Consider the following 11,732-nt stretch of genomic DNA (forward strand, 5'->3'; position numbering starts at 1 on the left):
AGCATGTAGATCGGATGATCCTTGGTCCCGATTTGCTGCCCGAACCCCACAGCGACGATGGAACCGAGCAGGAGCACTGCGGCCACCGTCACCACCAACCACCTTAGATTACGGTTATGCATACTGCACCCCCCTTGTTGGTTTGGTAGCTTTATCATAGACATTGGCACAGGCCAAGTCAACTTTTACTCCCGTTTATACGGCTCGCCAAGCGCCTTGGGGAATCGAACCCGCCCGATCACCCCGGCGACGACGAGGAGCGTCACCACGTACGGGATCATCGCCACGAACTGCCACGGGATCGCCTTCGACCCAGCGAGGTTCTGAATCCAAGTGGCGAGGCTCTCGAAGAACCCGAAGATGAACCCACCGAGCAGGGCCAAAAGCGGATTCAATCCGCTGAACACGACGGTAGCGAGCGCGATGAACCCGCGGCCGGCAGAGATCCCCTTGGTCACCGATCCGATCCAGGAGACGCTGATGTACGCTCCAGCGAGTCCGGCCAGGACTCCCCCGAACGTGGTGGCGAGGAGCCGGGTTAAGTTGACGTTTATTCCGGCGACGTCCGCCGCCTCTGGATTCTCTCCCACCGCTTTCAGGATCAGCCCGGCGCGGGTTCGGTTAAGGAACCAGTGCACCAAGAACGGGATGACAAGGGCGACGAAGATGATCGGGCTCAGTGTCCCCACCGGAGTGTGGATCGCAGCGAGGCGGGATTCCGCCGGCACGGCGTGGAACCCAGGCGCCCCAAGGACGATCAGTCCGAACGCCACGAATCCCATGGCGAACAGGTTTATTCCGATCCCGGTGATCATCTGGGTCCCCTTCCAGTAGGTGTTGATCACCGAGAAGAGGAGTCCCACAAGCGCTCCCGTCCCCATCCCCACCAGTAACCCGACGGTGGGACCGGCGCTCTCCGCCCCGAGGGCACCGGTGAACGCCGACAGGAGCAAGATCCCTTCCAGACCGATGTTGAACAACCCGCCCGTCTCTCCCACTACCTCCCCGACAGCGGTGAGGGTGATCGGGACCATCGCATGCAGCGAGATAAACAGGATTCCCCAGAAATAAGTCATGTGGCCTCCCTCCGCAAGATCTTTTGAACCCCGCGGCGTATGATCCGGAATATTCGTACCAATTCGGGGATTGACATCGTCAGTACGATTACCCCTTCCACAACCCGTACCATCTCAAGCGGAACTCCAGCGGTGATCTGCATCGTGCGGCCGCCGGCGGTGAGGCCACCGAAGAATACTGCCGCAATCAGTAGGCGGTGAGGCCGCCGAAGAATACTGCCGCAATCAGTATCCCGATCGGGTGATTCCTCCCCACCATCGCCACCGCCATCCCGTCGAACCCGGCGTTGGCGATCTGGGGGAGACCGCTGATCACCGCGTAGGTGGGGGGGTTCCCCATGACGATCGTTGCGCCGGCGAGCCCGGCACCAAACCCTCCGAGAATGAAGGAGAGGAGCATCGTCCGTTTGCTCTTTATCCCGCCGTACTTGGCGGCGGTGGGGTTCAGACCGGCGGCGCGGACCTCGTACCCGGTAGCCGTGTGCCACAGGAGGAAGTAGATAACCAGCGCGAACGCTACTGCGGCGAAGACGGAGTAGGAAAGGTCGGTCCCCCGGATGAGGATCGGGAATCGCGCACTCGGAGGAACGGCGATCGTCCGCTGTCCCCGGAGCGGATCGACAAGGACGTTCGCCACCAGGTAGAATGCGAGGAAGTGCCCGATCCAGTTGAACATGATCGTGGAGATGACTTCACTGACACCGCGCGTGATCTTCAAGATCGCAGGGATCAGGCTCCACGCTGCTCCGGCGAGCATGGCAAAGATCAGCCCGACGATGAGGTGCAGGCCAGGGGGGAGGGTGAAGTATCCGACCGTGACCGCGGCGAGCGCTCCCATGTACACCTGTCCCTCTGCCCCGATGTTGAACATCCCTGCCCGGACGCCGATGGAGAACGTGAGGGCGGTGAGGACGAGGGGTACCCCGCGGGCGATCGAACTGGCGATCCCGTACGAGTCACCGTATGCACCGCGGAACAGGGCCCAGTACGCCTTCCACGGGTTATACCCCCAGATGTACATCAGGATCGCCCCGACGATCAGGCCGAGGAGCCCGGCGAGGACCGATTCGAGTGCCGGGTTCAGCCCGGTGAGGGTGCGGGTAATAAGCTTGCGGTTCGGTTCGTTCACACTCCCTCCTTCGCCATTCCGCCCATCAGCATTCCGATTGTCTCCCGATCGAGCTCGTCCGGCGCCGCCACCGTCATGAATCGCCCCTCGTACATGATCGCCATCCGATCGGCCAGGGCGAGGACCTCGTCGAGGTCAGCGGAGACGAGGAGGATCGCCCTCCCGTTGTTGCGCATCTCGACGAGCAGATCGCGGATGTACTTCGCCGCCCCGATATCCAGCCCGCGCGTCGGTTGGGAAGCGACGATGATCTTCGGATCCTTCGCGAGCTCCCGCCCCACGATCAGCTTCTGCTGGTTCCCTCCGGAGAGGCTCTTCGCCGGAGCGCTCGGGCCGGTCGCCTGAATGTCGAACCGCTCGATCAGTTTCCGGACGTGTTGATTGATCTTTCCCCAGCGCAAGAACGACAGCGGTCCGCTGAACTCCTTCCACCGATGCACCCCGAGGATCGCGTTCTCCGCCAACGTGAACGGGAGGACGAGCCCGAGCCGCCAGCGATCCTCCGGGATGTGCGCCACTCCAAGCCGGTAGATCTCCCGTGGGTCCTTCCCGGTGATCTCCACTCCGCTGATCGTCGCGCGTCCGCTTATGACGGGACGGAGTCCGGTTATCGCTTCAACGAGCTCGGTCTGGCCGTTCCCCTCCACTCCAGCGATCCCGAATATCTCCCCGGAGTAGACGTCGAACGAGAGGTCGTTAACCGCGATCTCCTTGGTATCTCCCTGTACGGTCAGCCCCTCCACATGTAGGATCCCTTCTCCTTCCCGCTTCGGCGTTGCTTTCTTCTCCTCGCGACGGCGGGGGAGGGATTCCGCGCTCAGTTCCACCGCGCTCTCCTCTTCCTCGATCTTCTCCCCGACCATCAGCCGGGCGAGCTGGGCCGGAGTCGCCTGGGAGGTGGGGAGATCTCCGACCAGCTCACCGTGGCGGAGGACGACGATCCGGTCGGTTATCGAACTGACTTCCTTCAACTTGTGTGTGATCAGGATGATCGATTTACCTTCCTCCCGCAGGCGGTGGAGGAAGGAGAAGAGCTCATCAACCTCCAACGGGGTAAGGACCGCCGTTGGCTCGTCGAGGATCAACAGATCGACGTTGCGGGAGAGGACCTTCAAGATCTCCACTCGTTGCTGTTCACCGACGGCGAGTTTCTCCACCGGGATGTCGAGGGGAACGCGCAGTCCGCTTTCCTCCATCAACTCTTCCAGCTTTTTCTTCGTCTCTTCTAGATTGAGCAGGGCGAACGGGCGCTCGTGGCTCAGGGCAACGTTCTCCGCTGCGGTGAACGGGCCGACGAGGGCGAACTGCTGATGAACCATCCCGATCCCGAATTCAAGCGCCTCGCGTGGACTGGAGAAGCGAACCGGCCCCCGCGGGGAGACGACACGCCCCTCGGTTGGAGGGAGGAGACCGGAGAGGATCTTGGTCAAGGTAGTCTTTCCCGCTCCGTTTTCGCCGAGCAGCCCGAGGATCTCCTGCGGGTGGATCTCGAGATCGACCTTCTTTAACGCGACCGTCCCATCGGAGTAGACTTTTGTGATCCCTTCAGCGCGGAGGAAGTATTCGGGAGATTTTTCAGGGCTTGTCGATTTCTCGTTCATCCAAGCTCCCTATGATCGTCAAAGGGCGGGAGAGGGAGCTCTCCCCCTCCCGCCCGGTTTTTAGGTCAGCCTTGTGTCGACCAACTACCGCTCCAATGGGTACTGGGCACGGACCGCGAGCATCTGATCGCGCGTGTCAGCGGTCGGGACCTGGATCGAACCATCGAGGATCCCGGCCTTGAGCTCGTCGATCGCTTCCCAAATCCAGTAAGGGATAGCGGCCCGGTTCGACGCCCAGTTGGCGATGATCTGATACGTGTCGGACGCCTTGATCGCGCCGGCCTTGATTCCGAAGTCCATGAAATCGAGAAGTTCCTTGATTCCGCTGATTCCCACCCCGCCTTCCTTCAGGCCAAGGCTGTGGACTCCGCCCTTGAACGTGCCGTCGACCACGGATTGGACCGCGTCGTAGCAAGCGATGTCCACGCGCTTCATCCCGCTGGCGAGGGTATATTTGGCGTTGCCCATCCAATCCTGATCCGAGTCTACCCCGAAGTAGAACGGAGGGCCGCTCTCGGTCCCCATCGCCTTGTGCTTTTCGGTGATCGCCTCCAGGTCACCGATCCCGAGCGGACCAGCGACGTTGTACACCGCAACCGCACCCTGGGCGAGCTGGGCCTCGGTTGCCGCTTTACCCTTGGCCACGTCGTCGAACGTCCCAGTGTAGGTGTAGAGAAGCCCGACGTTCGGCTTGGCCGCTAATCCCTCGTGCTCCTTGTACTTGTTGAGTCCCCAGTCGATCCCGAACCGATAACCCGCCTCGAAGTGGTAGAGGACCGGGATCTCGATCCCGAGAACCGTCCCAACGTAATCGTAGCCGTAATAGGCGGCGATCATCCCGCCGAGAGCGCCGACCAACGCGGACATCTCATTCTCGCGGAAGACGATGGACATCACGTTCGGCTGATCGACGACCGAGTCGATGATCGCGAACTTCTGGTCAGGGAACTCCTGCGCCGCCTGATTGAGCGCATCCCCGAGGAGGAACCCGACGCAGATGATCAGGTCGAAGTCGCCGCTCCGGGCCAGGTTGCGGATGTTCGGCAGGTAGTCAGCCGCAGTAGCGCTCTGCACTTCCACCATCTGAAGTCCGAAATCTTTCGCCGCTTGGTCCGTCCCCTTGAATCCCATGTCGTTGAACGATAGGTCGCCCCGTCCCCCGACGTCGAGCACGATCCCTATTTTCCCTTTTCCCAATCCGGTCAGAGTAACCAGGGACAGGCCCAGCACCACGAGCGTTAGCAGAATCAACGCTTTTTTCAACTCCTACCTCCTTTTGCCTCTCTTGCTGCCCGTCGAGAAGCTCGACGGCCCTCTTTTATCCATTCTAGCAGAAAGCCGGATGGTTGTAAACAAAATCGGTAAGGCTGCAAAGCTGGTTGCGCGCTTGTGAGAGGAGTCATAGAATGGTCCCATGCGAACGGCGATGATACTCCTCGGACTCATCTGTCTCCTCCCCGTGTCCGCGGTATCCTCCCCGGCCACGCTCGGGGGTGGATTCGCCGATGCGTACACCGCGTTCGCGCCCCTGTACGGCTTCTACCGCTCCTACGCTGACCACTTGTTTTACGGAACCGAGGTGGAGGTTCCGCCTGGGATCGAAGACACCTGCCAGAGCTTCTCCTCCACATTGGGCGACCTTCAACTCGAGCTGATCATCCAGACGGGGAGCGCTGCGGCCCTCACCTATGTCACCCACCTGCGTCAGTCCCTCGTTTCGTTCTGCTCGACCTACGAAGGAGTCTTGGAAACGGTGGAGGGGACGGCGAAGCCCGACCCGAAATTCCTCGCCCAAGCGGCGGACGCCGGGTTCTTCGCCGCGATCTCCAATTTGAACAAGCTGATGGAAAACGCGTTTAACAATGCCATCGACTCCCTCCCGCCCGGGGATCCCCAATGGGAGTTCGCGGCTGCGTTCGTCTGCCGCACCATAATCGATCAGCCGCGGATCACCCACATCGACCCCACGTTGGGGAAGGTACTCCTCGGCTCGGACGAGACCCCGCCGCCGCCCCGGTGGATCCCCGATCGGATCATGGAAGCGATGCACGCGCTTTCTGCTTACTCCGGAAGCGACGTCCCTGCCGCCGAGGTGGATACGGTACGGAAGCTCGCCGAGGAGATCTATTCATTCCTAGTCGGAAAATAAAAAGCGCGCCTGGATTGCTCCAAGCGCGCCTGTCGCTATGCGAAAGCTTGCTTAACTCACGAAATTACGGTGACGTCCTGTGCCTGCAGGCCCTTCTGGCCCTGGCCGATCGTGAACTCCACCCGTTGACCTTCTTCCAACGAACGGTACCCCTCACCGCGGATGGCGGTGAAGTGCACGAACACGTCCTCACCGTCCTCGCGGGAGATGAAGCCGAAGCCCTTGCCGTCGTTGAACCACTTGACTGTTCCGGTCTGGCGCTCTGCCATGGGTGTTACCTCCTTCTTGCTGGGTGTTTCATCGAGACAGAGCGTTTTGCACTCGAAGAGACTTCTAGTTGAAACGACTGCACGACTGCCAACAACAAATAGAATGCTAACCGATCGCCACTCGATTGTCAAGTAAAAATCCGCGGAGTTTCATAAATCGGAAGAAAAACAGCTCAGGAAGCCCCTTTGATCACTTCGTACCCGGCTCGCGCCGCACCGCATTCGCTCCTGAGGAGCTCGGCGTAGCGGGCGGCCCACATGGTGAGCCTCTCCACCGGCTCGTCCATCGGAGCGTACAGCACGGCGATGACATTCCGGGTCGCGGTCGTGATCTTGGTCTCCATCGCGTCTTTGACCGGGTTCCCGCACGGGGTCCATCCGGCCTCGGTTTGGCGACAGACGAGGAGGAGGTCCTCGAGGTCGATCTCCTGACCGGACCGGTTGAACACGTATCTCTCCCCCGGCAGGCCGCGGCGCAGGAGGAGCCGGCGTCCGGTGATATCGGAGTCGAAGATCGAGCCGGGAAGGCCGGAGGCGAGACTGATCGCGTTGTTCACATCGACCGGACAGTTGACGAGGGGGAACTCTCCCTGCAGGGCGGCACGGAGGAGGAACTCGCTCGCCGGCTTTCCTCGCCCGCTCGGGCGGTACTTTCCGTACCTGAGCATCCGCCGCACCCGTCGTCGCAGCTCCGCTGGGATCGCGTCCTCGCCCCGATCCCGCGCCGTCTCGATGACTTCTCTGAGGAACGAAGGGACGGCCGCGGTCGGCCGCGGCGGCGCGATCTCCTCCGCCCAGATCAGGGCGGGGAGGACCGGGAGGTCCCCGTCGAGTTCAAGCAGGTATTCCATTATTCCCTCCTTATTTCTGCGAGCGGACGGGCGATTAGATCATACCCTTCGGCCCCGACGATCTCCGCTTCTACGAACTCCCCTGTCCGCAGTCCGTCTCCGAGCACGTACGTGACCGGATCGACGTCCGGAGCCTGGCGCGCGGTTCGCCCGACCCAAGTTTTTTCGTCCAGTCGTGCATCGATCAGCACCTCAACCCGCTCTCCAATCCGAGCCTTGTTTCGCGCGAACACGATCTCCTGCTGGGCGAGCATCAGGTCCCGCACCCGGCGAGACTTCGCGCGTGCGGATACCTGGTCAGGCATCAGCGCTGCCGGGGTCCCCTCCTCGGGCGAATAGGGAAAGACGCCCAGGTGCTCGAATCGAAGCTCCCGCACAAGGCGGAGGAGCTCGTTGAACTGGGCGCGGGTCTCGCCGGGGAATCCCACGATGAACGTCGTACGGATCGCGATCCCCGGGACGCTGGCCCGCAGCCGGGCGACCAGCTCAAGCGCCGCCGCCTGCGTCATCCTCCGCCCCATCCGCCGCAGGATGTCGTCGTCCAGGTGTTGGAGAGGGAGGTCGACGTACGGAACGAGCTTCGGGATGGTGCGATACGCCGCGATAAGGCCGGACGGAAAGTGAGCCGGATGGGTGTAGAGGAGCCTGAGCCAGCGGATTCCCGCGATCTCCGCGAGCCGGGCGAGGAGGTCGTGGATGCGGACGTTGCCGGGGAGGTCGGTCCCGTAGAGGGTGGTGTCCTGAGCGATCACGACGAGCTCCTTGACCCCGGATGTCGCAAGCTCCTGCGCCTCGCGCACGATCTCCTCCGGCGGGCGGCTCCGGTACGGCCCGCGGATCAGCGGGATCGTGCAGTAGGTGCAGCCGTTGCTGCACCCCTCGGAGATCTTGAGGTAGGCGGTGTGGGGCGGGGTCAACAGAAGGCGTCCGGTCTCCGGCACCGGCCTGAGCCCGCACGCAGCGACGATCGCATCGTCCTGATTGAGTCCGAAGACGGCATCTGCTTCAGGAATGCCTTCCCGCAGCTCGGGCCCGTAACGCTGCGCCAGGCAGCCCATCACGATCAGGCGCTTGCTCGGATCGGCCTCCTTGTAGCGGGCGAGCTCGAGGATCGTCTCGATCGACTCCTGCTTTGCCGGAGCGATGAACCCACATGTATTGACGATCAGCACGTCCGCCTCCTCGGGCGGGGCTCCGACGATCGCTCCTGCCCGCGCGAGTCGGGCGAGGAGGCGTTCCGAGTCGATCAGGTTCTTGGCGCAGCCGAGGCTCGTCAGGTGGATGACCGGTCGTTTCTTCATGGTGAGATGATACGCTCTTGCCTCCCGGGGGCAAACCATCTTGCAAGCTGGGTGCGGTTGATGAAATCGCTGAAGGATCGGACCGCGGTGGGGACCGGGGTTCCCGCTCGGTTCTGTTCTGCTTGTCTTGTCGAACAGGGCAGTGGTAGAATCGTTCCATGTTTAAGAGCAAACTCCTTGTTTTCTTCTGTGCTTTCGTCCTTGCGGGATTCCTCACCGCCTACGGGGATGATCCCATTGCTCAGGGCAATGTCGCGTTCGCGGAGCGATTCGACCAACAGAAGATGCGCCTTGCCATATCTTTGTACGAAGCCGCCCTCGCTGTGGTTCCAGTCCAATCGCAGGCGTTCGTCCTCGACCGGCTCTCCCAGTGCTATTACGAGCTTTCGACGTTCAGCCCGGGCAACACCGATGAGGACAAGAAGCTGTTCGAACGAGGAAAGGAGTATGGCCTGCGCAGCCTCCGTCTCAATCCCGAGTTTGCCCGGCTGGAGAAAGACGACTTTGCAACGGCTGTAGGCTGTGTAACCGATCCGGCGGCGCTACTGTGGACGGCGAACAACTGGGGCGCGTTGTTCCACTACAATCCCCTCCAAGGGATGGTAGATGCGGGCAAGGTGAAAGCCCTCTATGAGCGTGGGATCGAGGTCGATGAGACATACTGGGGCGCCAGCTTTCACAACGCGCTCGGGGCGATGCTCGTCACCCTACCGCCGTTCCTCGGCGGTGATCTGAAACAGGGCAGGGCCCATCTCGAGCGGGCGATCGCTCTCGCTCCGGATTACCTGGAGAATCATGTCGTGTACGCCCAGTACTGGGGATTCACCTACGATCTCTTCGGTAAGGTAAATGGAATCAGGGATCGGGCCTTGATCGAACGCGAGCTTCAGTTCGTCATCTCCGCACCGATCGGAAACTGGCCGTTCTGGAACCGCGAAGCGAAGAAGGAGGCGCAGATCCTGCTTGCGAGGGAGAAAGAGCTCCTTCATTAAGCGCGGCGATATGACAGACCGCTTGACTTGACATATCCTCAGGGCTGACCAAAAAGGAGGGATTACATGGGAGAAAGACGCTTAATCGGCGTTGGTGCAGCGTTCTTAATCAGTGTAGCCCTGATCCAGGGCCTGGTTTTCGGCGCAGCCATCGTCCCTTCCTACCAGATCCAGGTTCGATTGGATACACAAGGGCACATGCTCCTCGGGGAGGAGAGCATCTCGTTCACGAACGATACCGGCAAGACCTTGAACAGGCTGTATCTCCATCTCTACCCCAACCGGTTCATGGACGATGCGAGCATCTATGCACGGGAAAAGGGGATAGATAACTATGATTCGATATTCCCCGCTGGCCCGGACAGCGGGTATACGTTCATCGAGGAGCTTGAGCTAGACGGTGTGTCCCATGATTACACGGTCGACGATACGATCATGCGGATCGACCTGAAAAAGTCGTTTCCGCCCGGTGCCACCATCGAGATCTACATCAAGTTCCGCGTGAAGATCCCGGATGCTATCTTGCGGTTCGGCCATGACAGAGGGAACTACTACATCTCCTGGTGGTATCCGCGCCTGGCGGCCTACGATGAGGAGGGCTGGCACCCCTATCAAGCGCACGGAACCAGTCCGGATGAACCCTACGACAACTTCGCTAAGTATCAGGTAGGAATCACCGTCCCGCAGGGGATGGCCGTCGGAGCGACCGGCGTTCGAGAGAGCGTTGCCCAAAACCCCGATGACACGAAGACCTTGACCTACACCGCGGAGAACGTCCACGACTTCGCCTGGGTCGCCGATCAGCGCTACAAAGTCCAAACCGCTTCCTGGAACGGGATCACCATCCGCTCCCTCTACTTTCCGGAGGATGCCGCGGCCGGGAAGCGTGCCGCTCAGTATGCCAAGGATGCCCTTGCCTACTTCAGCGAGTGCTACGGGAAGTACCCCTACAAGGACTTCACCGTCGCCGAGACCCGGATGAGTGGGGGAGCGATGGAGTATCCCCAGCTCATCATGATGAGCTACCAGTTTTATCGGTTGCCAAACTTCCTGACTCTCTTTGACGAGGTGATCGCCCACGAGACCTCGCACCAGTGGTTCTACGGGATGCTGATGAACGACCAGACGAACGAGGCGTGGCTGGATGAGGGCTTCGCCACCTTCTCCGAGGTGAGCTATATCGAGCACAAATACGGAAAGAAGGGGAACCTGCTCGACTTAAATGAGATAAAGAAAATCCCGATCATCGGTCCGATCGCAGCGGGGGGTAAATCGGTAAGCCACATCCCCGATTCCAGAGCCCAGATGGTCACAGAGCCGTATTTGACGGCGGCGCGATTAGGGACGGAGGCACCGCTCCTCACCCCGCGGGATGAGATCGAGCCAGGAAAACAACCGCTCGTCTACCAACGAGGAGCACTTACGTTGTTCGCGTTAAAGTATCTAGTAGGAGAAGAGATATTCGATAAGATCATCAAAACATACGTGGCCCGCTACCAGTTCAAGCACGTCACCACCGACGATTTCATCAGGGTGGCCGAGGAGATAAGCGGCCAGGAGCTGGGATGGTTCTTCGAGGAGTGGCTCCGCTCGACCAAACACCTGGACTACGCTCTTGAAGGTGTGACCACCCACCAGATTGGCGATGAGTTCATCACCCGGGTGGCCATCCGGGACGACGGTGGGCTGCGGATGCCGGTCGAAGTCCGGGCGAGCCTGAAGGATGGAAAGAAGGTCACCAAGCGATTTGCGCCGCTCGACCGCCGGGGGACGCTCGAATTTGTCACTGAGCAGCCGGTCGAATCGGTGGTGATCGACCCGGAGGGGCTCCTCCCCGACATCAACCCCGCGAACAACCGGCTCAGTCCCCCGCTCAACATCTCACCGCTGGTGAAGCCGGGGACACAGAAAGGGGATGGCCTCGTCGTGGGGATAAGCTTTTCCGCTCCCGACACCCGCATCGCTGGCGACCTCGGCTATGCTACGGGAATCCAGAGGCCATAAGCTTCTCCACTCCCGACGCCCGCATCGCTGGCGACCTCGGCTATGCCACGAGAATCCAGAGGCCTGTTTACTCCTTAAGCTTTACCTCCTCTCCGTGGATCGAGGCAGGGAGGTTGGCCAAGAAGGGGAGCGGGCTGAGCTTGGGGCTCAATCTGAGCGACGATGGTCACATCCGCTTTGCTGAGGCGAGCGGCGCGTATCACTTCTCCGTTTGGTCACCCGATCTCACCAAGTGGTTCAACGCCCTGGAGGCCCGGCCGTTCTACAAGGAGCTCTACGACACGAGCGGTGATAGCGGCATCGTAAGCGGGATAGCTCTCAACGACAAGCTTAGCATCCAGAGCAAACAGGGCAAAGAAG

Annotated in this window: 10 protein-coding genes and 1 pseudogene; 4 read left to right on the forward strand and 7 right to left on the reverse strand. The window is 60.8% G+C overall.

Annotated elements, in window-relative coordinates; translation table 11 throughout:
• Positions 1–185: 185 nt before the first annotated feature.
• The 4 genes and pseudogenes from J7J55_05935 to J7J55_05950 all read right to left on the reverse strand — a co-directional run bounded on the left by J7J55_05935 (position 186) and on the right by J7J55_05950 (position 5,069).
• Positions 186–1,076 carry an ABC transporter permease gene (locus J7J55_05935; GenBank protein ID MCD6142240.1) on the reverse strand — a complete coding sequence of 297 codons (891 nt, stop codon included), beginning with the start codon at positions 1,074–1,076 and terminating at the stop codon, positions 186–188.
• A pseudogene (locus tag J7J55_05940) lies at positions 1,073–2,097 on the reverse strand (ABC transporter permease). The gene J7J55_05935 and the pseudogene J7J55_05940 overlap by 4 nt, the downstream one beginning before the upstream one ends.
• Positions 2,098–2,201: 104 nt before the next feature.
• On the reverse strand, positions 2,202–3,806 hold the full coding sequence (locus tag J7J55_05945; protein MCD6142241.1) for an ABC transporter ATP-binding protein: 1,605 nt from the start codon (positions 3,804–3,806) through the stop codon (positions 2,202–2,204).
• Positions 3,807–3,890: 84 nt separating this feature from the next.
• Positions 3,891–5,069, reverse strand: coding sequence for a BMP family ABC transporter substrate-binding protein (locus J7J55_05950; protein MCD6142242.1), 1,179 nt, complete (start codon positions 5,067–5,069; stop codon positions 3,891–3,893).
• 151 nt (positions 5,070–5,220) lie between these two features.
• On the opposite strand from J7J55_05950, the gene J7J55_05955 reads away from it, so the two are divergent.
• Positions 5,221–5,955 carry a hypothetical protein gene (locus tag J7J55_05955; GenBank protein ID MCD6142243.1) on the forward strand — a complete coding sequence of 245 codons (735 nt, stop codon included), beginning with the start codon at positions 5,221–5,223 and terminating at the stop codon, positions 5,953–5,955.
• 56 nt (positions 5,956–6,011) lie between these two features.
• On the opposite strand, the gene J7J55_05960 is transcribed toward J7J55_05955, so the two are convergent.
• The 3 genes from J7J55_05960 to rimO form a co-directional block, all read right to left on the reverse strand.
• Positions 6,012–6,224, reverse strand: a complete 213-nt coding sequence (locus J7J55_05960; GenBank protein ID MCD6142244.1) for a cold-shock protein — start codon at positions 6,222–6,224, stop codon at positions 6,012–6,014.
• Between the two features lie 173 nt (positions 6,225–6,397).
• On the reverse strand, positions 6,398–7,075 hold the full coding sequence (locus J7J55_05965; protein MCD6142245.1) for a hypothetical protein: 678 nt from the start codon (positions 7,073–7,075) through the stop codon (positions 6,398–6,400).
• Positions 7,075–8,376 carry a 30S ribosomal protein S12 methylthiotransferase RimO gene (gene rimO, locus J7J55_05970; protein MCD6142246.1) on the reverse strand — a complete coding sequence of 434 codons (1,302 nt, stop codon included), beginning with the start codon at positions 8,374–8,376 and terminating at the stop codon, positions 7,075–7,077. Before rimO ends, J7J55_05965 begins: the two co-directional genes overlap by 1 nt.
• A 158-nt stretch (positions 8,377–8,534) precedes the next feature.
• Here rimO and J7J55_05975 point away from each other — a divergent pair, with 158 nt between their 5' ends.
• The 3 genes from J7J55_05975 to J7J55_05985 form a co-directional block, all read left to right on the forward strand.
• Positions 8,535–9,368, forward strand: coding sequence for a hypothetical protein (locus tag J7J55_05975; GenBank protein MCD6142247.1), 834 nt, complete (start codon positions 8,535–8,537; stop codon positions 9,366–9,368).
• A gap of 66 nt (positions 9,369–9,434) precedes the next feature.
• On the forward strand, positions 9,435–11,372 hold the full coding sequence (locus J7J55_05980) for a M1 family metallopeptidase (protein MCD6142248.1): 1,938 nt from the start codon (positions 9,435–9,437) through the stop codon (positions 11,370–11,372).
• Between the two features lie 113 nt (positions 11,373–11,485).
• Positions 11,486–11,732: hypothetical protein (locus tag J7J55_05985; GenBank protein ID MCD6142249.1), on the forward strand; the 247-nt coding region annotated here is incomplete at its 3' end.

This window comes from Candidatus Bipolaricaulota bacterium, assembly GCA_021159055.1.
Lineage (GTDB): Bacteria > Bipolaricaulota > Bipolaricaulia > UBA7950 > UBA9294 > S016-54.

Coding starts and splice junctions, on each gene's coding strand:
- J7J55_05945 (MCD6142241.1), bottom strand. CDS start 3,806: ATGAACGAGAAATCGACAAGCCCTGAAAAATCTCCCGAATACTTCCTC.
- J7J55_05965 (MCD6142245.1), bottom strand. CDS start 7,075: ATGGAATACCTGCTTGAACTCGACGGGGACCTCCCGGTCCTCCCCGCC.
- rimO (MCD6142246.1), bottom strand. CDS start 8,376: ATGAAGAAACGACCGGTCATCCACCTGACGAGCCTCGGCTGCGCCAAG.
- J7J55_05980 (MCD6142248.1), top strand. CDS start 9,435: ATGGGAGAAAGACGCTTAATCGGCGTTGGTGCAGCGTTCTTAATCAGT.
- J7J55_05935 (MCD6142240.1), bottom strand. CDS start 1,076: ATGACTTATTTCTGGGGAATCCTGTTTATCTCGCTGCATGCGATGGTC.
- J7J55_05955 (MCD6142243.1), top strand. CDS start 5,221: ATGCGAACGGCGATGATACTCCTCGGACTCATCTGTCTCCTCCCCGTG.
- J7J55_05975 (MCD6142247.1), top strand. CDS start 8,535: ATGTTTAAGAGCAAACTCCTTGTTTTCTTCTGTGCTTTCGTCCTTGCG.
- J7J55_05960 (MCD6142244.1), bottom strand. CDS start 6,224: ATGGCAGAGCGCCAGACCGGAACAGTCAAGTGGTTCAACGACGGCAAG.